General features: G+C 66.3%; 25 protein-coding genes and 1 tRNA gene. 19 read left to right on the top strand and 7 right to left on the bottom strand.

From position 1 onward, the window contains the following. Window positions 1–151: 151 nt before the first annotated feature. A complete protein-coding gene (locus G6P88_RS13475; protein WP_165323626.1) occupies window positions 152–568 on the bottom strand; it encodes a hypothetical protein in 417 nt (138 codons plus the stop codon). A 319-nt stretch (window positions 569–887) separates the two neighbouring features. Further along, window positions 888–1,346 (bottom strand): hypothetical protein, encoded by a 459-nt coding sequence (locus G6P88_RS13470; RefSeq protein WP_206335770.1) that lies wholly within the window; start codon window positions 1,344–1,346, stop codon window positions 888–890. Between the two features lie 312 nt (window positions 1,347–1,658). Between G6P88_RS13470 and G6P88_RS13465 the strand changes: the two genes are divergently transcribed. From G6P88_RS13465 to G6P88_RS13455, 3 genes are all read left to right on the top strand, one after another. Continuing rightward, the gene (locus G6P88_RS13465) at window positions 1,659–2,936 is read left to right on the top strand and encodes a sugar transferase (protein ID WP_165323624.1); all 1,278 of its coding nucleotides are present in this window, start codon (window positions 1,659–1,661) and stop codon (window positions 2,934–2,936) included. 146 nt (window positions 2,937–3,082) lie between these two features. Further along, a complete protein-coding gene (locus G6P88_RS13460) occupies window positions 3,083–3,853 on the top strand; it encodes a metallophosphoesterase family protein (RefSeq protein WP_165323623.1) in 771 nt (256 codons plus the stop codon). Window positions 3,854–3,950: 97 nt separating this feature from the next. After that, a complete protein-coding gene (locus G6P88_RS13455) occupies window positions 3,951–5,516 on the top strand; it encodes a carboxylesterase/lipase family protein (RefSeq protein WP_206335769.1) in 1,566 nt (521 codons plus the stop codon). A gap of 135 nt (window positions 5,517–5,651) precedes the next feature. Here G6P88_RS13455 and G6P88_RS13450 read toward each other — a convergent pair. From G6P88_RS13450 to G6P88_RS13440, 3 genes are all read right to left on the bottom strand, one after another. Beyond that, window positions 5,652–5,738: transfer RNA gene (locus tag G6P88_RS13450), tRNA-Leu, on the bottom strand. A 98-nt stretch (window positions 5,739–5,836) separates the two neighbouring features. Further along, window positions 5,837–6,937: a 6-phosphofructokinase gene (locus G6P88_RS13445; RefSeq protein ID WP_165323621.1), complete on the bottom strand. Its 1,101-nt coding sequence runs from the start codon at window positions 6,935–6,937 to the stop codon at window positions 5,837–5,839. A gap of 108 nt (window positions 6,938–7,045) precedes the next feature. Next, window positions 7,046–7,810 (bottom strand): zinc-ribbon domain-containing protein, encoded by a 765-nt coding sequence (locus tag G6P88_RS13440; RefSeq protein WP_165323620.1) that lies wholly within the window; start codon window positions 7,808–7,810, stop codon window positions 7,046–7,048. Window positions 7,811–7,909: 99 nt separating this feature from the next. Here G6P88_RS13440 and ftsE point away from each other — a divergent pair, with 99 nt between their 5' ends. Genes ftsE through G6P88_RS13420 form a run of 4 tightly spaced genes read left to right on the top strand, consistent with a single transcriptional unit; the run spans window position 7,910 to window position 10,732 of the window. Next, on the top strand, window positions 7,910–8,605 hold the full coding sequence (gene ftsE, locus G6P88_RS13435) for a cell division ATP-binding protein FtsE (RefSeq protein WP_165323619.1): 696 nt from the start codon (window positions 7,910–7,912) through the stop codon (window positions 8,603–8,605). Further along, a complete protein-coding gene (locus G6P88_RS13430; RefSeq protein WP_165323618.1) occupies window positions 8,605–9,516 on the top strand; it encodes a cell division protein FtsX in 912 nt (303 codons plus the stop codon). Before ftsE ends, G6P88_RS13430 begins: the two co-directional genes overlap by 1 nt. Next, the gene (locus G6P88_RS13425) at window positions 9,513–10,046 is read left to right on the top strand and encodes a YdcF family protein (protein WP_165323617.1); all 534 of its coding nucleotides are present in this window, start codon (window positions 9,513–9,515) and stop codon (window positions 10,044–10,046) included. Before G6P88_RS13430 ends, G6P88_RS13425 begins: the two co-directional genes overlap by 4 nt. Then, complete coding sequence (locus G6P88_RS13420; protein ID WP_165323616.1) at window positions 10,046–10,732, top strand: lysophospholipid acyltransferase family protein; 687 nt, start codon at window positions 10,046–10,048, stop codon at window positions 10,730–10,732. Before G6P88_RS13425 ends, G6P88_RS13420 begins: the two co-directional genes overlap by 1 nt. A gap of 33 nt (window positions 10,733–10,765) precedes the next feature. On the opposite strand, the gene G6P88_RS13415 is transcribed toward G6P88_RS13420, so the two are convergent. Both G6P88_RS13415 and hisC read right to left on the bottom strand, forming a co-directional pair. Continuing rightward, window positions 10,766–11,671 carry a prephenate/arogenate dehydrogenase family protein gene (locus G6P88_RS13415; RefSeq protein WP_165323615.1) on the bottom strand — a complete coding sequence of 302 codons (906 nt, stop codon included), beginning with the start codon at window positions 11,669–11,671 and terminating at the stop codon, window positions 10,766–10,768. After that, window positions 11,671–12,777: a histidinol-phosphate transaminase gene (gene hisC, locus G6P88_RS13410; protein WP_165323614.1), complete on the bottom strand. Its 1,107-nt coding sequence runs from the start codon at window positions 12,775–12,777 to the stop codon at window positions 11,671–11,673. Before hisC ends, G6P88_RS13415 begins: the two co-directional genes overlap by 1 nt. Window positions 12,778–12,868: 91 nt before the next feature. On the opposite strand from hisC, the gene metX reads away from it, so the two are divergent. From metX to G6P88_RS13350, 12 genes are all read left to right on the top strand, one after another. Beyond that, window positions 12,869–13,996 carry a homoserine O-acetyltransferase MetX gene (metX, locus tag G6P88_RS13405; protein WP_165323613.1) on the top strand — a complete coding sequence of 376 codons (1,128 nt, stop codon included), beginning with the start codon at window positions 12,869–12,871 and terminating at the stop codon, window positions 13,994–13,996. Then, complete coding sequence (gene metW / locus G6P88_RS13400; protein WP_165323612.1) at window positions 13,993–14,580, top strand: methionine biosynthesis protein MetW; 588 nt, start codon at window positions 13,993–13,995, stop codon at window positions 14,578–14,580. The genes metX and metW overlap by 4 nt, the downstream gene beginning before the upstream one ends. A gap of 126 nt (window positions 14,581–14,706) precedes the next feature. Then, window positions 14,707–16,326 (top strand): M28 family metallopeptidase, encoded by a 1,620-nt coding sequence (locus G6P88_RS13395; protein ID WP_165325187.1) that lies wholly within the window; start codon window positions 14,707–14,709, stop codon window positions 16,324–16,326. Window positions 16,327–16,409: 83 nt separating this feature from the next. After that, complete coding sequence (locus tag G6P88_RS13390) at window positions 16,410–16,742, top strand: ArsR/SmtB family transcription factor (RefSeq protein ID WP_165323611.1); 333 nt, start codon at window positions 16,410–16,412, stop codon at window positions 16,740–16,742. Between the two features lie 14 nt (window positions 16,743–16,756). After that, window positions 16,757–17,278 carry an arsenate reductase ArsC gene (locus tag G6P88_RS13385; protein WP_165323610.1) on the top strand — a complete coding sequence of 174 codons (522 nt, stop codon included), beginning with the start codon at window positions 16,757–16,759 and terminating at the stop codon, window positions 17,276–17,278. After that, a complete protein-coding gene (gene arsB, locus G6P88_RS13380) occupies window positions 17,278–18,351 on the top strand; it encodes an ACR3 family arsenite efflux transporter (RefSeq protein ID WP_226946562.1) in 1,074 nt (357 codons plus the stop codon). The genes G6P88_RS13385 and arsB overlap by 1 nt, the downstream gene beginning before the upstream one ends. Continuing rightward, window positions 18,348–19,103 carry an arsenical resistance protein ArsH gene (gene arsH, locus G6P88_RS13375; RefSeq protein WP_226946561.1) on the top strand — a complete coding sequence of 252 codons (756 nt, stop codon included), beginning with the start codon at window positions 18,348–18,350 and terminating at the stop codon, window positions 19,101–19,103. Before arsB ends, arsH begins: the two co-directional genes overlap by 4 nt. Before the next feature lie 76 nt (window positions 19,104–19,179). Further along, on the top strand, window positions 19,180–19,818 hold the full coding sequence (locus G6P88_RS13370) for a prolyl hydroxylase family protein (RefSeq protein ID WP_165323609.1): 639 nt from the start codon (window positions 19,180–19,182) through the stop codon (window positions 19,816–19,818). Window positions 19,819–19,946: 128 nt separating this feature from the next. Next, window positions 19,947–21,470, top strand: coding sequence for a hypothetical protein (locus G6P88_RS13365; protein WP_165323608.1), 1,524 nt, complete (start codon window positions 19,947–19,949; stop codon window positions 21,468–21,470). Window positions 21,471–21,549: 79 nt separating this feature from the next. Beyond that, complete coding sequence (locus G6P88_RS13360) at window positions 21,550–24,246, top strand: TonB-dependent receptor domain-containing protein (protein WP_165323607.1); 2,697 nt, start codon at window positions 21,550–21,552, stop codon at window positions 24,244–24,246. A 142-nt stretch (window positions 24,247–24,388) separates the two neighbouring features. Beyond that, window positions 24,389–25,549 (top strand): PepSY-associated TM helix domain-containing protein, encoded by a 1,161-nt coding sequence (locus G6P88_RS13355; protein ID WP_165323606.1) that lies wholly within the window; start codon window positions 24,389–24,391, stop codon window positions 25,547–25,549. Continuing rightward, window positions 25,546–25,725, top strand: coding sequence for a hypothetical protein (locus G6P88_RS13350; protein ID WP_165323605.1), 180 nt, complete (start codon window positions 25,546–25,548; stop codon window positions 25,723–25,725). The genes G6P88_RS13355 and G6P88_RS13350 overlap by 4 nt, the downstream gene beginning before the upstream one ends. Window positions 25,726–25,766 lie beyond the last annotated feature (41 nt).

The following is a 25,766-nucleotide window of genomic DNA, read 5'->3' as shown; positions in this document are numbered from 1 at the left end:
CGGCAATCCGGGGTTGCACAGGGACGCTACGAGCATTGGCACCGCCTATCCTCGCGAGGGTCGCAGCGAGGTGACGCAATACACAGCCCGACGGGAAGGCCAAAAAAAGGGTGGCCTGGGCCACCCTTCGTTCGTCGCAGCATCACGCGCCTTAAGGGCTGACGCTGATGATCGGTGGATTGCTGCCGCCAGAGCTCGAAGCAACGGCAACGCCACCTGCCACAGCTGCGGCAGCACCGGCTGCAGCTGCAGCGGCACCAACACCGATACCGCCAGCAACAGTGCCCGCACCCACTCCGACCGCTCCAGTGGCGCCGACTCCGCCACCGACTCCGCCAACGCCGCCAACACCCACACCCGGTGTCGGCCCGGGTGCCGGCGGAACGACGTTCCAGCCTCCGGTAGGGGCCGCATTTCCAAACTGCGCCAGTTCGACATTCTTCTTGGTCACGCGCTTGCCGAGTTTCATCACGACACCAGCACGCATCTTCGAACCGATCGCCTTCGCGGCCTCCTGGCTCAACGTCGCACCCGCAGGGGCTACGGCAGCAAGAACGGGAACCGACACGACGCTGAGAATCGAAAGCGAAACCGCTACTTTACAAAGACTTTTCACAACCGGTCTCCCGAGTCAGGCAGCACGCCTCATCGGCACTGCCCAGTGGACATAACGAGCGCCAAAGCTTGGCACGGCCACGTAATGATCTTGCCTCCCCTATGCGCGCCGCCGTGCGGCGACAATCCGGGGTTGTACAGGGGAGCCGCGGGGCACCCGCCCTGCCTAGCCGGCCCAGGGTCACCCCGATGTGACGAAAAGCATAGGCCGGCGCAAAGCCAAAAAAAAGGGTGGCCGGAGCCACCCTCGGTTTCTTGTCTTGTCGACAGGCTTACGGGCTGTTGCCGCCGCCCGAGCTCGCCGCCGCAGCGGCACCAGCTGCAGCTGCAACGCCTGCCGCTGCGCCAGCGACACCAATGCCGCCTGCAACACCAGCCGCAGCTCCGGCGGCGCCTGCCGCACCAGCAGCACCGGCCGCTCCAGCGGCGCCGGCAGCACCTGCTCCAGCGCCCGCACCGGCTGCACCTGCGCTAGCGCCTGCAGCGCCCGCGCTACCACCCGCACCGCCGAGAGCACCACCACCGGCACCTTCGAGCTGGGCAAGTTCAACCTTCTTCTTGGTGACCCGCTTGCCGAGCTTCATCACCACGCCAGAGCGCATCTTCGAACCGATCACCTTCGCGGCTTCCTGGCTCAACGTCGCGCCAGCAGGGGCTACGGCAGCCACGACGGGAGCCGACGCTATCGCGAGGATAGCAAGCGATGCCGCAACCTTACCAAAGCTCTTCACAACGAGTCTCCTAAAGACAGACATGGTTTCCTTACCGTCACCACAGGGCCTATGCAACGAAAATTCGTCCCTAACCCTCTCAATATCCTGCTCAACAGTTAAGGATTGCTATAGTTTCCAAATTGCGCGACGGGAAAGCCACATCGTTTCGTGGGGGCGGACGGTACAGGGCGAATCGCGTCAGGAGGCTATTGGCATAGTTTGGATCGGCAATACCGCTGTGCGCGATGTCACTGCACCGGCGGCTTGATCGGTCCACCAATATGCCAAGATGTCCATGCGTGAGAAAAAGGGAGTGAGCCGGAAGTGCTCATGAGTCGCGAGCTACAGGTTCCGCGGGCCCGCGCCAGCGTTTTCAACGCCTTGTCGGCGCAGTTCCTGATCGGTTTCACCATTGCAGTGATTCTGCCCACCTATCTGCGATTCGACAGCTTCGACGACGCGCTCGCCTCGTCGGGCTTTCCAAACAGCTTCTTTGGCGCAACGATCGCCATGACGCTCGGGCTGATCATATTGCGCCGGGTCACCGCTTATCCTGGCACGCGCGCCTTCGGATTCATCCTGCCCGCTTTCGTCGGCTCCTTTGGACTCGTTCTGGCGGCGCTGTTCGCAATGCGGCTTCAGTATAACCGCATCTATTTCTCCTCCGCCTTTCTGGCGACGATTACCGTATTCTTCATCCTCAGCATTTACCTGCTTCCGCGCACCCGCCGTCGTTTCTACGTCGTTCCGGGGTTCGATCTTCATGGGCTGACGCTGCCGCGCGAAGTCGAATGGATCAGATTGCGATCGCCGGTCGTTCCCGACGACCCTTCGGCGTTCATCGTCGCGGACTTCCGGCACGATCACGACCCGGCTTGGGATCGCATGCTGGCCGAGGCCGCCGTGATGGGACGGACGGTCCTGCACAGCAAGCAGGTGCTCGAGTCGATCACGGGACGCGTCTCCATCGAGCATCTCTCCGAGAATAATTTCGGTTCGCTTCTGCCCAACCTCGCCTGGCGCAAGGCGAAGCGGGCGGTGGACCTGGCCTCCGCGCTCGTGCTGCTGCCACTGCTGGGGCCGTTCTTGCTGCTCGTCGGCGCGTGGATTCGTTTCGACTCGCCGGGTCCTGCGCTGTTCCGCCAGACTCGCGTCGGGTCAGGCGGTCGCCCGTTCCGGATCATCAAATTCCGTACGATGCGCCAGTGCGGCGAGGGTGAAGCCGACATGGCCACCGCCATGACCCAGCATGCGGACGACCGCATCACCCGCGTGGGAAGGTGGCTCCGGCGGACCCGAATCGATGAATTGCCGCAGATTTTCAACATCATCCGCGGAGAAATGAGCTGGATCGGGCCTAGACCCGAGGTGCTGTCGCTATCGCAATGGTATGAGAGCGAGATACCCTTCTACCTGTACCGGCACATCGTCCGCCCCGGCATCACCGGCTGGGCTCAGGTGAACCAGGGGCATGTGACCGAGCTCGACGCCGTGCACCACAAGCTCCAATATGATTTCTACTACATCAAGAATTTCTCGCTCTGGATCGACATTCTCATCGCGATCCGCACGGTGAAGATCGCGGTCACGGGCTTCGGCGCGAAGTAGCGCAACAGGACGCCCCCTCCTCCGGTCGCTCCAGGACTGGATATCATCGGCACGAACCACTATCGGAGGCCGCTTCGCGGTGCCCGTCCGCCCGATCCGTCCGGCCGGCGCCAGGCGGCAGGGCGCGACTTCACGATAGGTAACGAATGGGATTGCGCGATTTCCTTCCATGGCGGCGGCGGAGCAGACCCCGGGTCGCGCTCGCACCCGAAGGGCAGCGTTGGTATGCGATCGGCGATATACACGGCCGCTACGACCTGCTCGACGACCTGCTCCGGCGGATCGATCGCGACGACGAAATGCGCGGCGAGACGGACACGCGGCTGCTTTTCCTCGGCGACTATGTCGACCGGGGCCCCGACTCGGCCGCCATCCTCGATCTGATGATCAAGCTCGATACCGGGGACGACCGGGTGGTATTTCTCGGCGGGAACCATGAGGAGGTGCTCCTCGCCGTAGCCGAGGGCAACCGCAAGGCTGCCGCGCTGTTTCACAAGATGGGCGGGCGCGAGACTCTGCTGAGCTATGGCGCGGCAGCGGCCGATTATGACAAGGCGGATCCAGCCGGCGTCATCGATCTCGTCCGTGCCCATGTGCCTGAGCCCCATTTGTCGTGGCTGCGGCGGCTGCGGCACAGCTTCCGCGCCGGAGACTATTATTTCGCCCATGCCGGCATCCGCCCGGGCATCCCGCTCGACCAGCAACAGGGCAGCGACCTGCGCTGGATCAGGGGCGAGTTTCTCGACGATAACGGAGACCATGGGCCGATCATCGTTCATGGCCATTCGGTGCGCAGCGAGGTCGAAGAGCGGACCAACCGCATTGGTATAGACACCGGTGCCTATGCGTCGGGCCGGCTGACCGCTTTGGGGCTGGAACGCGACGAGCGCTGGCTGCTGCAGACCGAGACGACATAGCCACGGTGCGGTCAACGCAACAGTGACGGGCTGGCTCCGCCAGCATGAAGCCGCTAGCCGTGCAGGCCCTCACCATGCCCCCGCCGGGGCATGCTGCATGCCAGGGACGCTTATGGACCGCAGGACCTTTCTCGCTTCCGCCGCCCTCGCCGCCTCGACCGGCGGGACTGCCATAGGGGCTTCGCATCGCCCGAAAGACGGGCTCGTCGAAACGCGTGAGGGTCCGGTAGTCGGGCGCGCAACCGAGCATGGCACCGCCTATTTCGGCATTCCTTTCGCCGCACCGCCGGTCGGGCCGCTCCGCTTTCGGGCACCGCGCCCGCCCGCACGCCGGTCCGCCCCTCTCGACGCCACCGCCTTCGCGCCCGCGCCGATACAGCAGCCACCCGCACCTGGCCTCTATGGGCCGGGGCCCCTGCCCCAGTCGGAAGACTGCCTCGCGCTGAACATCTGGTCGCCGCGCGGCCCCGGCCCACACCCGGTCTATGTGTGGATCCACGGCGGCGGCAATGTCGCGGGTTCGAGCCGCATGCCCGTCTTCGACGGCGATCGTTTCGCACGGCACGGGATCGTCTGCGTGACGATCAGCTACCGGGTCGGCGCGCTCGGCTTTCTCGATCTCTCCACCCTGCTCGGCGCCGACTATGCCGGAAGCGGCAATAATGGGCTGCTCGACATCGTCGAGGCCTTGCGATGGGTCCGCGCGAACATCGCCGCCTTTGGCGGCGATCCCCGCCGGGTCACGATCGGCGGCCAGAGCGCGGGCGCCAAGAATGTCTGCGCGCTCCTCGCCATGCCCGCCGCCCGGGGCCTGTTCCAGCGGGCGATCGTTGAGAGTGGGGGCGCGGAAACGGCGATAGACAAGGATGGTGCAGCCCGCATGGCGCGGGCGTTCTTGGAACTGGCCGGGTTCGACGACCCTCGTGTGCTGCTGTCGCTCGACCCCGCCTCGCTCCTCGCGGCGCAGGCGAAACTACAGAAGAGCTGGCCGCGCAAATATCCGTTCCGCGCGGTGATCGACGGGACCGTGTTGCCCGACCTGCCGCTGTCGATGATCCGCGACGGTCGCGCGGCCCCCGTTCCGCTGCTCATCGGCACCACCCGCGACGAGATCGCCTTTTTCGGCCCGAACGCAGCGCGCGACGGGACCGTGGTCCAAGGCGATCTGGCGAACATGGCGATCGACGCCTTCGCACCCGTCTATCACGCCTATGGGCAGAGCTTTCCCGCGCTCTCATCCGTCGACCGCCGCTACCGCGCGCTGACCGCGGAGGAATATTGGATGCCGACCCTCCGCACGGCTGAGGCGCATGCATCCCTGCGCCGCCCTACCTGGCTCTACCGCCTCGACATGCCGCGCAGCACCGGGCGCAATGCAGGCTATGCGGTCCACGGTTCCGAACTGCCGCTGGTCTGGGACAAGGTCCGCGACCCGCAGAGTGCCGTCCTGGGTCCGGAAGGCGCCGAGGCCGAAGCGCTGGCAACACGCATGCACGCCCATTGGGTGTCGTTCATCCGCACCGGCGCGCCGGGAGCAGACTGGCCTCTCTATCGACCCCAAGACCGATGGACGATGCTGTTCGACCGCGTCGACGCCCCAACGCGCGATCTGGACGATATGGAGCAGCGCCTGTGGACCGGAGCCCGGTACGATTTCGGCTGACCGCCAGCGACAATCGCCGCTGACAGAACGGAATGGTCAACGCCAAGCCTCAGGCAGATACTTGTCTCAATCTATCGATTCTGGAGCTGCCCGAGACAGCGCGACCCAAGTGCATCGGGCACTTGGGTCGGATGATGGTGCGGTCGAGAAGACTCGAACTTCCACGGCCTTTCGGCCACAACGACCTCAACGTTGCGCGTCTACCAGTTCCGCCACGACCGCACATCGAACAGGGACCCGGATACCCGGGACGCTGGCAGGCCCGCGCCACTAGCAAAGGGTTAGACGGGGCGCAACACCTGAATCCCGCTTTTCCCAAATCAGTAGAGAAACATCGGCATGCCCTGCACGTCGGTCAGCTTCGGCCGGTAGCGCACGGGGTCGTAGAGCGCCTCGACATCGACGCTCTTGGTGCCGCCGAGCAGCGTATCGATCGGGACATGCGTATAGTTGCCGTCACGCAGCGCGAGCATCCGGCCGGTCTCGCCGCTCTCGATCTTCTGGATGGCGAGACCGCCGAAGGCGAAGCCGACCATCCGGTCGAGCGCATCGGGATCGCCCGAGCGCATCAGATAGGCGAGCTGCTGGACGATCGTGCCCTCTTTCGAGCGCTCCTCGATCATCAGCGCCAGCCGGCGGCTGACGGCCTGTTCGCTGCGCTGGGTCGCCGACAGGCGCCGTTCCGCATCGCTGTCCCCGTCGCCCGTCAACCGTGCGCCTTCGGAAATGACGCACATCGCATAGGCGCCAGGCCTACTGCGGCGATCCTCGGCAAGCAGCGCCGTCAACCGGTCCGCATCGGCCGGGACCTCGGCGATGACGGTGCGATCGACCTGCGCCAGGAAGCCTGCGAGCAACGCGGTCTCCCCCGACCTTCGGCCGAACAGCTCGACGATCGCGATGCGCTCATGGCTCTCGGCGGTGGTGCGCAGCGCGTTGATCGCGTCGACCGACCGGGTGATCGCGGTGGAGAAGCCGATGCAATAGTCGGTGCCGAAGACATCATTGTCCATCGTCTTGGGGATGGAAATGACCGGGAAGCCCTGCTGGGACAGATGTGCGGAGAAGCGGAGCGTACCGTCCCCGCCAAGCGTGATCAGCGCATCGACCCCCAGCGCCTCGAGAACCTTGAGCACATGCGCTGTGCGGTCGCCCCCCGATACCGTACGCGGATCGGTGCGCGAGGTGTGCAGCATCGTGCCGCCGACGCGGTCGATCCCGCGCACCGCCTCCCGGTCGAGCCGGATGCTGTGCGCCGCGACGCTGTCGGCATCGGCCGGATCGATTTCCAGAAAGCCCTGCCAGCCCCGCCGGAAGCCGATCACCTCCCAGCCACGGTCGATCGCCGAGAGCGCGATCGAGCGGATGCACGGATTGAGCCCCGGCACGTCGCCGCCGCCCGTCAACACCCCGATGCGCATCGTCTTCCGTCCTCCCGACAGCATTAGCTCCGTCGAACCCGAGGCCAGCGGACATGTTCCCGATGGCTCCTGGTCGCCGACATCGAGGGCCGGGCGAAACGATCGCCCCTAATTGCCGGTCGGTCCGATGAAGCTGAGATGGAGATTCTTCGCGCCACGCGGAATATCGACCGCGGCGCTGTCGAATTCGGCCGAAGCACCTGGCGCCAGCATCGGCACCGGCCGGGTGATCGTCCAGCTATAGACGGTGCGACCTTGCGTGTCGCGCAGCTCCGCCCGGATATCGCGGACCGTCTGCGGCTGGTCGGTCGGATTGACGACCTTGCCGGTCACCGCGAGCAGTTCGTTGCCGCTGGCGGTCTCCCGCCGTTCGGGCTTGTTCGTCATCTCGATCACCAGCGGCACGGGCGCGGGCACGATGCCGAGCCGCTCGGCCAGCCTGTCCGGCCCCACCGCGACGACCGCCCCGATTCCGGACAGCAGCAGCAGGGCGATGATGATCGACGCGATGGTCAGCAGCTTCGCGGTATTTCGCCGCCGTCGCCCAGCCGGCACGATGTCGCGCGCAGGGGCGATCTCGCCTGGACCGTCATAGCGCGCCTGCACCTCGTCCTCGGGCACCTCGCTGCGCGGCCCGGCCTTGGGCGGGATGGGTTCGACCGTGGTGACCGTGGCGGGGGCTGCCGCGGGAGCGGGCTGGGAAAGCGACGCCCCGGCGTCGACCGGCCGGGCGCCCCCCTCGGGCAGGAACGACGGCGGTTCCTGGAACCAGCTATGCTTGCAGCTGGCACAGCGAACCTGCCGACCGGACGTGCCGATCGCAGAGTCCGGAACGAGGTAGCGTGTGTTACAGGCGGGGCAGATGAGTATCATGGATAGCCTTCACTAGCCCCGACACGACTCCGGCTGCAAGCATTTGCGGGCGCGCCTGTGCTGTGCCATGGCTCCCCCAATGTGCGAGGGATCGACAGGATGAGGCCGGGGGCCAGCAATATCGTCCAGTTCGAGAATGTCGGGCTGCGCTATGGTTCCGCGATCGAGACGCTGAGCGACCTGAGCTTCGATCTCGCCGCCGGTGCCTTCTACTTCCTCACCGGCCCGTCGGGTGCGGGGAAGAGTTCGTTGCTGCGGCTGATCTACCTCGCACAGCGGCCCAGCCGGGGCCTGATCCGGATGTTCGGCGAGGATGTCGTCACCCTGCCCCGCGCCCGCATTCCCGGCTTCCGGCGGCGGATCGGGACCGTGTTCCAGGATTTCCGTCTGATCGACCATCTGTCCGCTTATGAGAATATCGCGCTGCCGCTCAGGGTGAATGGCGTGGCCGAGGCCGACATCGACACGCCGGTGCGCGAGATGCTCGAATGGGTGGGCCTGTCGGGACGCGCCCATGCCAAGCCCGCCACGCTGTCAGGCGGAGAGCAGCAGCGGGTCGCGATCGCTCGAGCGGTGATCGGCCGACCCGAGATCCTCGTCGCCGACGAGCCGACTGGCAATGTCGATCCCGACATGGCCGGACGGCTCCTCTATCTGTTCGAAGCGCTCAACAAGCTGGGCACGACGATCGTCGTCGCGACCCACGACCTGCATCTGATCCCGCGCGTCCGCAACGCGCAGCTGATCCGGCTCGACAAAGGACGCCTGGCCCAGCCTGTCGGGGCGGCCGCCTGATGGCCTTGTTCGGACGAGGATCGGGAAACTGGCTGACCAGCGCGGCGGGCCGGCGCATCCTGCCCGAAGGCTGGCTGTCGGGGCCGATGCCCTGGGTCATCGCGATCATGATGTTCCTGATGGTGCTGGCCGCGGCCGCCGGGCTGGCCCTCGGCCATGCCGCGCGCGGGCTCGACAGCCATGTCTATGCGCAGGCCACGATCCAGATCGTCGATGCCAACCAGCCGCGACGCGACGCCGTGGCCGAACGCCTGGTCGCGATGATCGCGCAGCAGCCGGGAGTCGCGTCGGCACGCCGCATCGCCGACGCGGAGATCACCGAGCTTCTGCGCCCATGGCTGGGCGGGGGACTGGCCGACAGCGACCTGCCCGTGCCCGCGATGATCGACGTCGTCTTCGAGGAAGGCGCGCGAAATGCGCTTCCCGCCGTGGCGGCGCGCGTGAAGGCGATCGCCCCGCTCGCGCGCATCGACGACCATGCGCAGTGGCTGGCCCCGCTGTCGGGCCTGATCGGAGCGTTGCGGTGGCTGGCGATGGTGCTGGTCCTGCTGATGGCCGCCGCCGCCGCCTTCACCGTCGTGCTCGCCGCACGCGCCGCGCTCAACACGCATCAGTCGACGATCGATGTCATGCACCATCTCGGCTCGACCGATGCCCAGATCGCCCAGCTCTTCCAGCGGCGCATCGCGACCGACGCGCTGTTCGGCGGACTGGTCGGACTGCTGCTCGCCTCCTTCGTCATTCTCGCCGTCGGCGACAGGATCGCGCGGGTCGGCTCGGAGCTGATCGGTTCCGTTGCGCTGCCAGGATATGCCTGGCTGGTGCTGGCGCTGCTGCCGATCGCCGGCACGCTCCTCGCCATGCTCGCCGCGCGCCTCACCATCATCCTCGCCCTGAGGAAAAGGCTATGATCGTCCGCGGGCTCTCGGCCATCCTGCTGCTGTGGATCCTCGGCTTCATGGCGTTCGCGCTGTTCCTGCCGCAGCCGGCAAGCGATACGGTCGTGACCGACGGCATCGTCGTCACGACCGGTGGGCGCGGTCGGGTCGAGCGCGGCCTGGACATGCTCGCACGAAAGAGGGCCAAGCGCCTTCTGGTATCCGGAACCGATCGCCGCGTCCGGCCACACGAACTGGCAGTGCAGTTCAAGGCGCCCGAAAGCCTGGTCGATTGCTGTGTCGACCTCGGCCATGAATCGGTCGACACCCGCTCCAATGCCGAGGAGGCAACCCGCTGGATCGGCCGCAATCGCTATCGCAGCATCCGGCTGGTGACATCGGACTGGCACATGCGCCGGGCCCGCTTCGACCTCGAGGCCATGGCGCCGGAAGGGCTGACGATCGTGGCCGACGCCGTCCCGACCCAGCCGGCATTGTCCGATCTGGTGCGCGAATATAACAAATATGTCCTGCGGCGCCTTGCCGCGCTTGTGGGGGTGTGATGATCTGGGTGCGCTCGGCGCTGTTCGCGCTGGTCTTCTATACGGGAACCGCGGTGGCGGTGCTCACCGCCTTCCTTCTCATCCCGTTCGGTAATGAGGCGGTGCGCGGACAGGCGCAGCGGTGGGCGCGCTTCCATCGCTGGGCGACGCAGACGATCCTCGGCATCCGCGTCCGGTTCGAAGGGACGATGCCGACCGCTCCCTGCCTCTTCGCCTCCAAGCATCAGTCGATGTTCGAGACGATCGAACTGCTCCGCGCACTCGGTGGCCCGGCCACCGTGCTGAAGCGCGAACTGGCCGACATTCCGTTCTTCGGCGCCATCGCCAAGCGGGAGGGGGTGATCCCGGTCGACCGCGCCGGCTCGGCCAAGGCGCTGCGACGGATGATGCGCGCGGCGGCCGATGCGCGCGATGCCGGCCGGTCTGTCCTGATCTTTCCGGAGGGAACCCGCGTGCGGCCCGGCGAACGCCCGCCGCTCCAGCCCGGCTTCGCCGGCCTCTACAAGCAACTGCGCCTGCCGGTTGTCCCGATCGCGCTCGACACCGGCCACCTCTGGCCGCGCGACAGCTTCCGCAGATGGCCCGGCATCGTCACCATCCGCCTGGGCGATCCCATCCCGCCCGGCCTGCCCCGCGACGAAGTCGAGCGCCGCGTCCATGTCGCGATCAACGCGCTGGAGAAATGAGCCGGCGCGGCGACAGGCGCCGCGCTGAACGCCTCAGTGCGAGCGGCCGAAGTCCGGCTTTGCGTCGTCCTGTCCCTGCTCGATGATCGACCGCCGGACGGTGCGGGTCCGGCTGAACAGATCGTGGAGCGTATCGCCATCGCCCCAGCGGATGGCGCGCTGCAAGGCGGTCAGATCCTCGGTGAAGCGCTGGAGCATCTCGAGCACCGCCTCCTTGTTGTTGAGGAACACGTCGCGCCACATCGTCGGGTCTGAAGCCGCGATGCGCGTGAAGTCGCGAAAGCCACCGGCCGAGAATTTGATGACCTCGCTCTGGGTCACCTCTTCCATATCCGACGCCGTACCGACGATCGTGTAGGCGATCAAGTGAGGCAGATGGCTGGTCACCGCCAGCACGCGGTCGTGGTGGCGCGGATCCATCGTCTCGACATTGGCGCCCAGCCTGCGCCAGAATTCGGAGACGCGCTCTACGGCCGTGGCGTCGCTGCCCTCGGGCGGGGTAACGATGCACCAGCGCCCCTTGAACAAGGTCGCGAAACCCGCGTCGGGGCCGCTATTCTCGGTACCCGCAACCGGATGCGCGGGAATGATCGTCACGCCGGGAAGCGCGCCGCCCAGCGCCGACAACACGCTTTCCTTAGAGGACCCGACGTCGCTGACAATCGCATCGGGGGGCAGGTCGTCGGCAATCTCCGCCGCTGCCGCCGCCATCGCACCAACGGGAACGCAGAAGATCACCAGATCGGCGTCGAGCACCGATGCACCCGCCGTGTCGGTGACGTCGTCTACGAAGCCGATCCCTCGCGCCCGCTCACGCACCTCGGCGCTGGCGTCATAGCCGGTCAGACGAACCGTCGGCATCTGCGCCTGCACCGCGCGCGCGATCGACGATCCGATCAGGCCGAGACCGATGATCGTGACGCGGGAAAAGGGCAGCATCAGCCCGCCGCCTCGACCAGCGCGCGCAGCGCCGTCGCGAGGCCGGTAATCTCTTCCTCGGTGCCGATCGTGATGCGCAGGCCATGCGGCAGCCCCTGCCCCGGCAGCCAGCGGACGATATAGCCGGCGTCCATCAGGCCCTTATAGGCCGCCTCGGCGGTGAGCTTGCCTTCGAACAGCACGAGCGAGAAATTGGCCTTGCTCGGCACGGCGCGCAGGCCCTTGTTGCCGAGGCTGGCGATCTCGGTTTCGAACCAGTCGCGCCAGCGCAGATTATGCTCGCGGCTGCGGGCGACGAAATCGGTGTCGCCAAGTGCGGCGATGGCCGCCATCTGTCCGGCGGTGGTGACGTTGAAGGGTGCCCGGATACGGTGCAGGGCATCGATGACGGGCGCGCTCGCATAGCCCCAGCCGATCCGCTCGGCAGCGAGGCCGTAGATCTTGGAAAAGGTCCGCGTGACGAGGACATTGTCCGCGCTCTGCGCCAGTTCGAACGCGCCGTCGTCGTCGGCCGGCTCGAGATATTCGGCATAGGCCTGATCGATGACCAACAGGCAATCGGCCGGGGTCGCTGCGTGAAGCCGAGCGATGTCCGCACGGCTGGTATAGGTGCCGGTCGGATTGTTCGGATTGGCAAGAAAGATGACGCGGGTACGCGGCGTGATATGCGCGATCAGCGCGTCGATATCGGTCGCATAATCGCGGTCGGGCGCTTGCACGGGTTCCGCGCCGACCCGGCGGGCCGCGATCGGATAGACCGAGAAGCCGTAGCGGACGAACAGGACTTCGTCGCCCTGCCCCGCATAGGCGCCGGCGGCAAGGTGAAGGATCTCGTCCGAACCGGTGCCATAGATGACGCGCGCAGGATCAAGCCCGCCATGCGCGGCGGCGATCGCCTCGCGCAAAGCGACGGCGGACGCGTCGGGATAGCGGTCGAGCGAGACTGCCCCGGCCAGAAACCCCTGCCGGGCCGCTTCGCTGGTGCCGAGGGGGTTCTCGTTGGACGAGAGCTTGGCCACCGTGCGGCCGTCGTCGGTGGTCGATCGTCCCGGAACATAGGGCGCGATGGCGTCGATCCAGGGCTTGGGCGCGAGGGTCTGAGTCATGCGCTGCGCTTTAGGGGCGAAGCACGCGCGCCGCAATGGCCCGGACGGGCCGTTGACAGCCCCGGATGGCGGGCCTAGCGCCCAAGTCCCGATGAGCGAAGACAGCCGTTTCGGCCTTGCCCGTTCCGTGACCCTGCCCGGCCCGCTGGCGCTGGACGGCGGGGCGCGCCTCTCGCCCGTGTCGATTGCCTACGAGACCTATGGAACGCTCGATGCGGCCGGCTCCAACGCGGTCCTGATCTGCCATGCCCTGACGGGCGACCAGCATGTCGCCTCGACCCACCCTATCACCGGCAAGCCGGGCTGGTGGACGCGCATGGTCGGCACCGGCAAGCCGATCGATCCGGCGCGCCATTTCATCGTCTGCGCCAATGTCCTCGGCAGTTGCCTGGGCAGTTCGGGACCGGCCAGCGTCGATCCTGCGACGGGCACGCCCTATGCAATGCGCTTCCCGGTCATCACCATCCGCGACATGGTGCGCGCCCAGGCGATGCTGCTCGACCATCTCGGCGTACGGATGCTCGCGGCGGTCGTCGGCGGCTCGATGGGCGGCATGCAGGTGCTGCAATGGGCCGCGACCTATCCCGAACGCGTGCTGTCCGCCGTGGTCATCGCGTCGGCGGCGCGCCACTCGGCGCAGAATATCGCCTTTCACGAGGTGGGGCGTCAGGCGATCATGGCCGACCCGCGCTGGCGCAACGGCGACTATTATGCCGAGGGCGACCCGCCCGCTTCCGGCCTCGCCGTCGCGCGGATGGCGGCGCACATCACCTATCTGTCCGAAGCGGGGCTGACCGAGAAATTCGGCCGCCGGCTCCAGGCGCGCGACGCCAAGAGCTTCGGCTTCGACGCCGATTTCCAGATCGAATCCTATCTGCGCCACCAGGGGATCAGCTTCGTCGACCGGTTCGACGCCAACTCCTATCTCTATATCACCCGCGCCATGGACTATTTCGACCTGGCCGAAGAACATGGAGGCCTGCTCGCCAACGCCTTTGTCGGCTGCAAGCGCACGCGCTTCTGCCTCGTCAGCTTCGATACCGACTGGCTCTACCCGACGACGGAATCGCGCGCGATCGTCCATGCGCTGAACGCCGCCGGGGCGCCGGTCAGCTTCGTCGAGCTGAGTTCGCCCTTCGGCCACGACGCCTTTCTGCTGGACGTGCCCGAACTCAACCGCGTGGTCGACGGCTTCTTGCGTGCGGGAGAAAAGGGGTGAGCGAGTTGCGGCCCGATCTTGCGGTCATCGCAGACCATGTGAAGCCCGGCTCGCGCGTGCTCGACGTGGGCTGCGGCGATGGCGAGCTGATGGCGGTGCTGCGCGCGCGCGGCTGCGACGCGCGCGGGATCGAGATCGACCGCAGCAATGTGTCGGTCGCCGTGGGCCGCGGCCTGTCGGTCATCCAGGGCGACGCCGACACCGATCTGGTCAACTATCCGGACAAGGCGTTCGATTATGCGATCCTGAGCCAGACGCTCCAGACAGCCAGGGCGCCCGACAAGGTGCTCGAGGAACTGATGCGGATCGGGCAGCGCGCCTTCGTCTCCTTTCCCAATTTCGCCTATTGGCGAGTGCGGCTGAGCCTTGCCTGGGGCGGGCGCATGCCGGTCACCCCCGCTCTGCCCGTCAGCTGGTATGAGACGCAGAACATTCACCAGCTGACGATCGACGACTTCCGCGCCTTCGTGCGCGAGCGGGGCATCACCGTCGAACAGGCCTGGTTCCTGACCGGCAGCCGCAGGCGCGGTGCGGCAGCCGCCAATCTACGGGCCGAGCACGCCGTCTTCCTCGTCAAGCGCTGAGCCCCCGCCCAGACGGGCACTGGACAGGGCGAAGCCCCGCTCTAGGGTCGGTCGCCTGACCCCAAGACGAGGTTTCCCTTGAAGACGCATGCCCTCGGCACTTTCGCTGCCCTCACCCTTGCCCTTATGGCGCCCCCGATCGGCGCTGCCGCCCCCGCCCCGGCCGACCCGGCCTTCCGTCCCGAAAGCTTCCGGGCAACCGTCGGCTTCCTCGCGGACGATCTGCTCGAGGGCCGCGACACCGGCAGCCGCGGCCACGAAATCGCAGCACGCTATGTCGCCAGCCGCTTCGAGGCGCTCGGCCTGCAGCCCGGCGGCGACAATGGGAGCTGGTACCAGCGTGTCACCATGCAGAAGACCGTGCGCGGCGCCACCCCGGCGACGGTGACGGTCAGCGGGCCCGCAGGCGCTCCGCAGCTATGGACCCACGGGGGCGATGTCCTCGTCGGCGTCAGCCCCAACGAGCCCGACCTCGACATCGAAGCGCCGCTTGTTTTCGTCGGCTACGGCATCGACAACAAGCGTCTCGGCATCGATGACTATGCCGGTCTCGACGTGAAGGGAAAGATCGTCGTCACCCTGCGCGGCTATCCGAAGGGGCTGCCGAGCGAGGAGGCCGCCCATGCCAGCGCAACCAAGGCGAAGGCCGCACAGGACCATGGCGCGATCGGCATGCTGACCGTCGGCACCTTGCTGTCGATGAAGACCCGGCCCTGGGCGCAGGTTGCCCATTTCGCCAATGAGCCGGACTTCACCTGGGTCGGTGCGGACGGCAAGGCGTTCGACGAAGCATCGGGCATCCGCATCACCGCAACGCTCAACGATCCGGCTGCCGAAGCGGTCTTTGCGGGTGCGCGCCAGTCTCTTGCCGACATACGGACCGTCGCCGACAAGGAAGGCGGGCGACCGAAAGGCTTCGCGCTCAGGACCAAGGTCCGCATCCGCAGCCAGAGCGTCACGACCAGGGTGACCAGCCCCAATGTGGTCGGCATCCTGCCCGGCAGCGATCCGACGCTGAAGGCCCAATATGTGGCCCTGTCGGCCCATCTCGACCACGTCGGAATCGCCGCTGCGAAGGATGGGGACAAGCCTGACGCCGACCGCATCAACAATGGCGCGCTCGACAATGCCGCCGGCGTCGCGACGATGCTGGAAGTGGCGCGGGCGGCAGCCGAGGCGCCCGCGAAGCCGCGCCGCTCGCTGATCTTCCTCGCCTCGACCGGCGAAGAGAAGGGCCTGCTCGGCGCCGACTATTTCGCACGCCATCCTTCGGTCCCGATCGCGTCGATCGTCGGCAATGTCGATCTGGACATGCCGCTGCTGCTCTACCCCTTCACCGACGTGACTGCCTTCGGTGCGGATCATTCGACCCTGGGGCCGATCGTCGCGCAGGCGGTCGCCCCGATGGGCATCGCCCTCTCGCCCGATCCGATGCCGGCCGAGACGATCTTCGTCCGGTCGGACCATTATATGTTCGTGAAGCAGGGCGTCCCGGCGGTGTTCCTGGCGACCGGCTTCGCCAATGGCGGCGAAGCGAAGTGGAAGAGCTTCCTCGCCGGGGCCTATCACCATCCCGACGACGACATGCAGCAGAAGATCGACTGGGACGCGGCGGCGCGCTTCTCCGAGGCCAATTATCGGATCATGCGGGCAATGTCCGACGCCGACACGCCGCCGCTCTGGTATGTCGGCGACTTCTTTGGGGACGCCTTCGCTCCGAAGGCCATCAAGGCGAAGCGCCGCTGATCGCCGCGCCGGCCGGGCACGCCCCGGCCGGCAGGAGGCCGTCCGTCTGGACGAGCATCACATATTTCGATATTCGTCGAAATATGGAAACGAATCAGGCCGTGACAGCTTTGTCCGCGCTCGCGCTGGAAACGCGGCTAGACATCTTCCGGCTGCTGGTGCGCGCCGAGCCGGCGGGCCTTGCGGCGGGGGAGATCGCCCGGACGCTGGACGTCGCGCCGAACACGCTGTCGAGCCACCTCGCCATCCTTACGCGCGCGGGCCTGCTGCAGTCCGAGCGTGACGGCCGATCGATCATCTATCGCGTCCAGCTCGATCATCTGCGGACGCTGATCCTCTTCCTCCTCCAGGACTGCTGCGGCGGCAATGCCGAGCTGTGCGCGCCGATTCTGGCGGAGCTTGCCCCCTGCTGCTGAAGGACCCATCCGCCATGAGCGCTACGACCTACAACGTCCTGTTCCTGTGCACCGGCAATTCGGCGCGCTCGATCCTTGCCGAAAGCGCGTTGACCCGTATGGGCGGGGAGCGCTTCCGCGCTTATTCGGCCGGAAGCCGCCCGCGCGGCGATGTCAACCCCGACGCCTTCGCCCTGCTCCGCAAGCTCGGCTACCCGACCGACGCGCTGCGCTCGAAGAGCTGGGACGAGTTCGCTGGCGTCGACGCACCCAGGTTCGACTTCATCTTCACCGTGTGCGATTCCGCTGCCGGCGAAAGCTGCCCCGTCTGGCCCGGCCACCCGATGACGGCCCATTGGGGGATCGAGGATCCGTCCGACGTCACCGGCGACGACGCGACCCGCGAAGCCGCCTTCCGCCATGCCCTGCGGCTGATCGAGAACCGGCTTTCGCTGCTGATCGCGCTGCCGATCGAAGGCCTGGACCGCATCGCCCTGCGTGAGAAGCTGCGCGAGATCGGCCGGACCGAGGGCGCCTCCGCCGGAGCGTCTGCCTGATGGCCACCCCCGAACAAGGGCGTCTGGCCGAGACGACGGCAATGAACCGCTTCGAGCGCTACCTCTCGCTGTGGGTCGCGCTCTGTATCGTCGTCGGCATCGGCCTAGGCCATCTGTTTCCGACTGCCTTCCGCGCCATCGCCGCCGCCGAGGTGGCCCGGGTCAATATCCCGGTCGCGCTGCTGGTCTGGCTGATGATCATCCCCATGCTGGTGAAGATCGACTTCTCGGCGCTAGCCGCGGTCGGCCGCCATTGGCGCGGCATCGGCGTGACGCTGTTCGTCAACTGGGGCGTGAAGCCTTTTTCGATGGCGCTGCTCGGCACGGTCTTTCTCGGCTGGCTGTTCGCCCCGCTGCTGCCATCGGACCAGATATCCTCCTATATCGCCGGGCTGATCCTGCTCGCAGCCGCGCCCTGCACGGCGATGGTGTTCGTCTGGTCGAACCTCTGCGACGGCGACCCCGCCTTCACGCTGAGCCAGGTCGCGCTCAACGACGTGCTGATGGTGCTGCTGTTCGCGCCAATGGTGGCGCTGTTGCTCGGGGTCGCGTCGATCACCGTGCCCTGGGCGACTTTGCTGACATCGGTCGCGCTCTATATCCTCGTCCCGGTAGCGCTGGCGCAGATGCTACGGCCCGGATTGATCACGCGCGGCGGCACCACGGCGATCGAACGGACGCTGCGCATACTCGGCCCGTTGTCGATCACGGCGCTGCTCGCGACACTCGTACTGCTGTTCGGCTTCCAGGGTGACGCCATCCTTAAGCAGCCGCTGGTCATCGCACTTATCGCCGTCCCGATCCTGGTGCAGGTCTATGCCAATGCGGGCATCGCCTATCTGCTTTCGCGCAAGCTCGGCGTAGCGTGGTGCGTTGCCGCCCCCGCGGCGCTCATCGGGGCCTCCAACTTCTTCGAGCTTGCGGTCGCCGCGGCAATCTCGCTGTTCGGGCTGCAATCCGGCGCGGCCCTCGCCACTGTGGTCGGCGTGTTGGTCGAAGTGCCGGTGATGCTGTCGGTCGTCGCGATCGTGAAGCGCAGCCGCAGCTGGTATGAGAAAGGCGTCGAGGCATGACCGACACCGAATTCGCTCGGCTGCGTATGTTGCCCGATCCCGACAGCCTGCCGGCACTGCGCCGCGAGCATGTCGTGTCGCGGCCGGCCTCGGGTCTCGCCGACGACAGTGCGCCCGCCCGCATCCTGCTCCTCTATGGCTCGCTGCGCGAACGCTCCTTCTCGCGATTGGCGGTCGAGGAAGCGGCGCGCCTGCTGCGCCTGTTCGGTGCGGAGACGCGCATCTTCGATCCGTCCGACCTGCCGCTGCCGGATCAGGTGAAAGGCGACGACCATCCCGCCGTGCACGAACTGCGCGCGCTGTCGAACTGGTCCGAGGGCCAGGTCTGGTGCAGCCCCGAACGCCACGGCGCGATCACCGGACTGATGAAGGCGCAGATCGACCATCTGCCACTCGAGCTGCGCGGCATGCGGCCGACCCAGGGACGCACGCTCGCGCTGATGCAGGTCTCGGGCGGATCGCAATCGTTCAACGCCGTGAACAGCATGCGCCTGCTGGGACGCTGGATGCGCATGTTCACCATCCCCAACCAGTCGTCGATCGCCATGGCCTATAAGGAGTTCGACGAGGCGGGACGCATGCGCCCATCCGCTTATTATGACCGCATCGTCGATGTGATGGAGGAGCTCGTTCGCTTCACCGTGCTGCTCCGTCCTCATGCCGCGCAACTCGTCGACCGCTATTCCGAGCGCAAGGAGACTGCCGATCGTGCGACCCCCGATCTGGCGGCCGCCGCTACGGGCAGCGCTTGATCAGGTGTCGCCGGCGTGACGGTTCGATGACAGCCGATATGGCTTCGGACGGACCACTGAGGCTAGACGCGGTGGCATGACCGACATCGTCTCGCCCGTCGCAGATCGCCTGAGGGCCCTCGGTGCGCAGAAGCTACCGAGCCCGAAGATCGATCTGTTCATGATCCGCGACTTCCTGTCGCCCGCGCAATGCGCAGAAGTGATCGCGATCATCGACCGGGACAACCGCCCCTCCACGATCGCCGACGATCAGGGCATCGATTATTTCCGGACCAGCAAGACCTGCGACATGGATCCGGCAAGCGAGCTGGCCCAGGCGCTCGATCGACAGATCGCCGAAACGCTCGGCATCGATCCGGCTCTGGGCGAACCGATTCAGGGCCAGAAATATGACGTGGGCGAAGAGTTTCGCGATCATACCGATTATTTCGAGCCGACCGGCGCCGACTATCTGACCTATTGCGGCGAGACCGGACAGCGCAGCTGGACGGCGATGATCTATCTGAACAAGCCCGCGGCTGGTGGTGCGACGCGCTTCCGCCGTCTCGACAAGATCATCCAGCCGGAGGCCGGAAAACTGGTCGCCTGGGCCAATGTCGATCGAGCCGGCAAGGCGAACGACTGGACGCTGCATGCGGGCATGAAGGTGCGCAGCGGCACCAAATATGTGATCACCAAATGGTACCGCGAACGGCCCTGGCCGAACCGGGGATGAACGCCCGAGACTGTCTCGGAACTGTCATGGACACGTAATCGCGACGCCATTCAGCCCCACTAGAGGCGAGTCCCGTAAGGCGGTCCGGGAGTCGGCACCCGCCTCTGGTTCAACGCAAAGGGGCAACCATGAAGAAGTTCCGCACCATCCTCATGCTCAGCTGTGCGATGGCGGTCACCGCCTGCGGCGGCGCCGACGACGTCGCATCGCCGGGCGAGGGCGTCATCATCACGCCGACCCCGACGCCGACCCCCACCCCGACACCCACGCCCACCCCGACCCCGGGTCAGGCTGCCGCCAGCTGCCCGACCGGCACGATCGATCGCGGCACCATCACCACCGCCTTCCGCACCTGCGAACTGTCGGGCCGCATCACCGCCGACTACACGCTGCAGAAGCTGCCGGGCGTGATCTACTCGATCTCGGGCCCGGTCAATGTCGGCACCGACATCGGCGGCGACGGCAGCGCATCCGGTGGCCAGCGCGTCACCCTCACCATCCAGCCGGGCGTCACCGTCTTCGCCTCGTCGGGCAACGACTATCTGGTCGTGAACCGCGGCTCGCGCCTGAACGCGATCGGCACCGCCAGCGCTCCGATCATCTTCACCGCGCGTGACAACGTGCTCGGCACCACCACCGACAGCAGCCAGGGCCTGTGGGGCGGCATCATCCTGCTCGGCCGCGCGCCGATCTCCGACTGTAACACGGCGGTTGCCGGCGGCTCGGCCCAGTGCCAGCAGGTCATCGAAGGCACCACCGGCTCGCTCTATGGCGGCGCGGTTGCAGAGGACAACAGCGGCACGCTGCAATATGTCCAGATCCGCTATTCGGGCTTCCAGATCGCGCCGGGCAATGAGCTGCAGGGTCTGACCCTCGGCGGCGTCGGCAGCGGCACCACCATCGACCACATCCAGATCCACAACAGCTCGGACGACGGTATCGAAATCTTCGGTGGCCGCGCCAACCTGAAATATCTGGTGATGACGGGCTCGGACGACGACGCGCTCGACACCGACCTCGGCTACAAGGGCTTCATCCAGTTCGTCATCGGCGTCCAGCGCGACGGATCGAACGGTGACTCGATGGTCGAAGCCGACTCGAACGGCAACGAAGATGCGCTGCCGCGTCAGAATACGCGCCTCGCCAACTTCACCTTCGTTCAGCGCTCGACCGTCCAGGGCGGCAATGTGATGCTGCTGCGCGGCGGCACCGACTACACGATGGTCAATGGCGTCGTCACCGGCACCGGTTCGTGCCTCGACATCGACGAGACCGCTGGCACCACCACCCGCGCTGCCGACGCCGCGCTGGACGATGTCGGCCCGCCGGTCTTCCGCTCGGTCGTGCTCTCCTGCGCCACCAACGCCTTCCGCGCCGATGGCAACGAAGCCGCGGTGCAGACGATCTTCAATGCCGGCACCAACAACAATGCCGCCTTCGTCTCGTCGCTGACCGGCACCTTCATCGACGGCGCCAACGAGCGCGCGGTGACGCCGTTCGATGCCAAGACGCTCGGCAGCTTCTTCGCCACCACGACCTACATCGGCGCGGTGCGTGACTCGACCGACACCTGGTATGCGGGCTGGACCTGCAACTCCTCGACCGCGTCGTTCGGCAGCACCAGCGGTTCGTGCACGTCGATCCCGAACTGACCGCGCTTGCACTGACTAGACGGGCGGCGGTCGCGAAAGCGTTCGCCGCCCGTTCGCTCATTCCGAACGGGGAACCCACATGACCACGCCTCTCGCCTTCGGGCGCCTGCTTCTTGTCTCGACGGCGCTGATGTCGCCAGCCGCGCTGCTTGCGCAGGCCGCGCCGACCACCGCCGCCCCCACCACCTCCGCCCCTCCGGCGCAGGCCACCACCGCCGATGACGAGCAGGTCGAAATCTCGACCCTGGGCGCCAGCAACCGCGACATCGTCGTCACCGGCCGCCGCCAGGAGAACACGATCCGCGCGACGCCGCAGGTCATCTCGGTTCTCTCCTCGGCCGACATCGCCCGCACGGGCGACGGCGATATCGCCGGTGCGCTCCAGCGCGTGACCGGCCTCTCGGTCGTCGGCAATGGCTTCGTCTATGTCCGCGGCCTCGGCGATCGCTATTCGCTCGCGCTGCTCAACGGCTCGCCGCTGCCCAGCCCCGAACCGCTCAAGCGCGTCGTGCCGCTCGACATCTTCCCGACGAGCATCCTGGCGTCGTCGCTGGTGCAGAAGAGCTACTCGGCCAATTATCCGGGCGAATTCGGCGGTGGCGTGATCAACCTCACCACCAAGGCGATCCCGAAAGAGCCCTTCCTGTCGATCGGCGGCTCGATCGCCGGCAACACCGAGACGACCGGCCAGCTCGGCTATACCTATTATGGCTCGGACTATGACTGGTTCGGCTTCGACGACGGCACCCGCGATATTCCGGCAGGTCTGAAGTCGGCCATCAAGGGATCCGCGACCAAGCCGATCGTCCAAGGCAACGACTATAGCGCAGCCGACCTTCAGGGCTTCGCGGCCAGCCTGGCCAACGCCAGCACCTCGCTGCTCCAGCGCAACCGCAACATCCCGGCCAATTTCTCGGCCGACCTGACCGGCGGCACCGCGATGGACACCGACAGCGGCCGCATCGGCATCCTCGCCGGGCTCGGCTTCAGCAACAGCTGGCGAACCCGCGACGTGCTGCAGCAGTCGTCGATCGACCCCGAACTCGCCGGCATTCCGCAGACCCAGTTCCAGACCGTCATCACCGAGAACCACATCACGGTGAACGGCCTGCTCGGCCTCGGCGCGGAAGTGAACGATCACAAGTTCCGCTGGACCAATTTGTTCATCCGCGACACCGTCAAGCAGGGCCGCCTCTCGGCCGGCTTCAACCGCAACGTCGAAGATCAGGAGGCCGACCAGCCTGCCTCTTTGATCAAGCAGAACACCTACTGGTTCGAACGCCAGCTTATCGACACCCAGGCGGTGGCCGAGCTTCGGTTCGACAAGCTCAGCATCGACCTGCGCGGTACCTATGCCAATTCGCAGCGCGAGAGCCCGTATGAGCGCAGCTTCAGCTATAACTACAATGCGGGTGTGGGCGACTATATCAACAACCTCGCCTCAGGCGGCCAGTCGGCCGATATCGCCTTCAGCGACCTGAACGAAGACGTCTACGCGGCCAGCGGCGACCTTTCCTACAAGCTCGACGGCGCGCTGCGCGGTACGATCTCGGCGGGCTATTCGTTCAACGATACCAAGCGCCAGTCTGACCGCTACCAGTTCCAGTTCTTCCGCCCCGCCGGCGCGCTGGATCAGGCCGTGGCGCAGCTGCGTCCCGACTATCTGCTGTCGGACTATAATATCTACACCTACAACATCCAGCTACGCGACGTATCGGGCGCGGAGGGTTCGCGCGCTTATCGTGCCGGCCTGCGCATCCATGCGGGCTACGGCCAGGCCGAGATCGAGGCGACCGACAAGCTGCGCGTCCAGGCGGGTGTCCGCTATGAAGATGCCGAGCAGGTCGTCACCCCCGATGCCGGACCGGGCACCACCCTGTCGAAGAGCTATTTCCTGCCGGCTCTGACCCTGACCTATAATTTCAGGGACGACATGCAGTTCCGCGTCGCGGCGTCGAAGACGATCGCCCGCCCGCAGTTCCGCGAGCTCGCACGCCAGATCTATCAGGATTTCGACAGCGATCGCCAGTTCACCGGCAATCCCTTCCTGACCGACTCGCAGCTGTACAATGCCGAGGCGCGCTACGAGTGGTATTTCGACCGCAACCAGCGCTTCTCCGTCGCGGGCTTCTTCAAGAAGATCGACAACCCGATCGAGGCAGCAGCCTTCTTCGCGGGCGGCGGCGCGCTCCGCACCGGCTTCGCCAATGCGCCCGAAGCGCAGCTGTACGGCGCCGAGTTCGAACTCGAGAAGCACTTCCCGCTCGACTTCCTGAGCGGCGACTTCTTCGCGACCAAGCGCATCGTCACGATCGCCAACTATACCTTCACCAAGTCGAAGCTGAAGGTCGACGACTCCACCGTAATCGGTCCCGACCTGTCCCCGGTCGCCGCCAGCACGCTGTTCCGTGACGGCGCGCCGCTGACCGGTCAGTCCGACCATATCGTCAACCTGCAGCTGAGCTTCGAAGACACCGAGACGCTGTCGCAGGTGACCGCGCTGCTCAACTATTCGAGCGAGCGGGTGACCAACCGCGGCCCGATCCAGGGCACCTCGCGCCAACCGGACATCAAGGAGCGCCCCGGCTTCCGTTTCGACCTCGTCGGTCGTCAGGGCTTCAAGCTGCTGGGCACCGACATGGAGCTGAAGATCGAGGCCCGCAACCTGACGGGCACCGATTATCGCGAGTTCCAGAAGTCTGGCAGCAACATCATCTATCTCAACCGATACGAAATCGGCCGGACCTTCTCGCTGGGTCTGACCGCCAACTTCTGATCCTGAACAGACGGAAAGCGGGCGCGGAGGCTGTGGCTTCCGCGCCCTTTTTCATGCCCTGAAGGCGGGGCTGCGAACTTGCATCCCCGACCCACCCTATCTATGCTATTGCTAATCGCTCTCATTACCGGTTAGCAGATATTTGACTCGCTCCACGATCCGCGTCTGGTTCCTCGTCCATAAGTGGACGAGCATCCTCTGCACGGCCTTCCTGCTGATGCTCTGCGTCACGGGCCTGCCGCTGATCTTTCACGACGAGATCGACAGCCTGACCGAAGGCGCATCGGCGCAGGCAGGACCGCCGTCGTCGGGTACCGATCCGAAGCTGCTTCCGCTCGACGTCATGCTCGCCAAGGCGCTCGCCGCGCGGCCCGGCGAGGTTCCGGTCTTCATGGCGTTCGACAATGACCTCTCGTCGATGACCGTCACCACCGCCCCGGCGCCCGACTCTCCGACCGGGCAGATGACGGTGCAGCTATGGAATCGGCTTAGCGGCGCGCCCGAAGGCAAGCTCGACGACGACGGCGTGATGCATTTCCTCCTTCAGCTGCACACCGACATGTTTCTGGGACTGCCCGGCATGCTCTTCCTGGGATTGATGGGCCTGCTTTTCGTCGCGGCGCTGGTGTCGGGCGTGGTGCTCTATGCGCCCTTCATGCGAAAACTGCCCTTCGGCACGGTCCGCACCAGCCGGAGCACCCGGCTGAAATGGCTAGACTATCACAACCTGCTGGGGATCACCGCTCTGGCCTGGATGGCGGTCGTCGGTCTGACCGGGGTGATCAACACGCTGGCCACCCCCATCATCCAATATTGGCAGGCGACCGAGCTCGCCGCCATGACGCATAGCTATGGAGACCGCAGCGCGCTCCCGCCGTCGCGCTATGGCTCGCTGGACACGGCGATGGCCGAGGCGCGAAAGGCCCTGCCTGGCAACAACCCGCAGTTCATCGCCTTCCCCGGCGGCGTCTACAGCAGCAAGCATCATTATGCGGTCTTCTTTCAGGGCGCGACCCCGCTCACCGAGCGGGCGCTGACGCCGGCGCTGATCGATGCGGAGACCGGCCGGCTCACCGATGCGCGGCCGATGCCCTGGTATGCGCTGGCGCTCAGCTATTCGCAGCCGCTGCACTTCGGCGACTATGGCGCTCTGCCGCTCAAGATCTTGTGGGCGCTGTTCGACCTCTTCACGATGCTGGTCCTCGGCTCGGGCCTCTATCTCTGGCTCGGCAAGCGCCACATCCCGCTGGAATCTCGGCTGCGCGAAGTCGAGACGGGCGGCGCCGTGGTGGCCGGCGCATGAAGGCCGGTCAGCCTCTCACCACGATCTTCGCGGCACCGCTGCTGCTCGCGCTGCTGAGCGTCGTCGGCCTCGTTGCCGCGCTGACCGGCGACGGCTGGCGCGACGCGCTGTCCTGGGCCGCGCTCGCAGGGCCCGTCGCCACGTTGCTGTGGGCCACCGCACGACGGCGAAGCTGACGCTCCATCATCACCAGACAATAAAATCCGTTCGAAAGGGA

The sequence above is a fragment of the Rhizorhabdus phycosphaerae genome (genome assembly GCF_011044255.1).
Taxonomy (GTDB): Bacteria; Pseudomonadota; Alphaproteobacteria; order Sphingomonadales; family Sphingomonadaceae; genus Rhizorhabdus; species Rhizorhabdus phycosphaerae.
Note: the sequence above shows the minus strand (reverse complement) of the source record. Positions and strands in the feature narration are given on the sequence as shown.

What these genes read in the sequence shown, in the direction of transcription:
- G6P88_RS13465 (WP_165323624.1), top strand. Translation starts at nt 1,659, where the DNA reads ATGAGTCGCGAGCTACAGGTTCCGCGGGCCCGCGCCAGCGTTTTCAAC.
- G6P88_RS13455 (WP_206335769.1), top strand. Translation starts at nt 3,951, where the DNA reads ATGCCAGGGACGCTTATGGACCGCAGGACCTTTCTCGCTTCCGCCGCC.
- G6P88_RS13460 (WP_165323623.1), top strand. Translation starts at nt 3,083, where the DNA reads ATGGGATTGCGCGATTTCCTTCCATGGCGGCGGCGGAGCAGACCCCGG.
- ftsE (WP_165323619.1), top strand. Translation starts at nt 7,910, where the DNA reads ATGAGGCCGGGGGCCAGCAATATCGTCCAGTTCGAGAATGTCGGGCTG.
- G6P88_RS13440 (WP_165323620.1), bottom strand. Translation starts at nt 7,810, where the DNA reads ATGATACTCATCTGCCCCGCCTGTAACACACGCTACCTCGTTCCGGAC.
- G6P88_RS13360 (WP_165323607.1), top strand. Translation starts at nt 21,550, where the DNA reads ATGACCACGCCTCTCGCCTTCGGGCGCCTGCTTCTTGTCTCGACGGCG.
- metX (WP_165323613.1), top strand. Translation starts at nt 12,869, where the DNA reads ATGAGCGAAGACAGCCGTTTCGGCCTTGCCCGTTCCGTGACCCTGCCC.
- arsB (WP_226946562.1), top strand. Translation starts at nt 17,278, where the DNA reads ATGGCCACCCCCGAACAAGGGCGTCTGGCCGAGACGACGGCAATGAAC.
- G6P88_RS13350 (WP_165323605.1), top strand. Translation starts at nt 25,546, where the DNA reads ATGAAGGCCGGTCAGCCTCTCACCACGATCTTCGCGGCACCGCTGCTG.
- G6P88_RS13390 (WP_165323611.1), top strand. Translation starts at nt 16,410, where the DNA reads ATGGAAACGAATCAGGCCGTGACAGCTTTGTCCGCGCTCGCGCTGGAA.
- G6P88_RS13415 (WP_165323615.1), bottom strand. Translation starts at nt 11,671, where the DNA reads ATGCTGCCCTTTTCCCGCGTCACGATCATCGGTCTCGGCCTGATCGGA.
- G6P88_RS13445 (WP_165323621.1), bottom strand. Translation starts at nt 6,937, where the DNA reads ATGCGCATCGGGGTGTTGACGGGCGGCGGCGACGTGCCGGGGCTCAAT.
- G6P88_RS13370 (WP_165323609.1), top strand. Translation starts at nt 19,180, where the DNA reads ATGACCGACATCGTCTCGCCCGTCGCAGATCGCCTGAGGGCCCTCGGT.
- G6P88_RS13425 (WP_165323617.1), top strand. Translation starts at nt 9,513, where the DNA reads ATGATCGTCCGCGGGCTCTCGGCCATCCTGCTGCTGTGGATCCTCGGC.
- hisC (WP_165323614.1), bottom strand. Translation starts at nt 12,777, where the DNA reads ATGACTCAGACCCTCGCGCCCAAGCCCTGGATCGACGCCATCGCGCCC.
- G6P88_RS13430 (WP_165323618.1), top strand. Translation starts at nt 8,605, where the DNA reads ATGGCCTTGTTCGGACGAGGATCGGGAAACTGGCTGACCAGCGCGGCG.
- G6P88_RS13385 (WP_165323610.1), top strand. Translation starts at nt 16,757, where the DNA reads ATGAGCGCTACGACCTACAACGTCCTGTTCCTGTGCACCGGCAATTCG.
- G6P88_RS13420 (WP_165323616.1), top strand. Translation starts at nt 10,046, where the DNA reads ATGATCTGGGTGCGCTCGGCGCTGTTCGCGCTGGTCTTCTATACGGGA.
- G6P88_RS13365 (WP_165323608.1), top strand. Translation starts at nt 19,947, where the DNA reads ATGAAGAAGTTCCGCACCATCCTCATGCTCAGCTGTGCGATGGCGGTC.
- G6P88_RS13395 (WP_165325187.1), top strand. Translation starts at nt 14,707, where the DNA reads ATGGCGCCCCCGATCGGCGCTGCCGCCCCCGCCCCGGCCGACCCGGCC.
- arsH (WP_226946561.1), top strand. Translation starts at nt 18,348, where the DNA reads ATGACCGACACCGAATTCGCTCGGCTGCGTATGTTGCCCGATCCCGAC.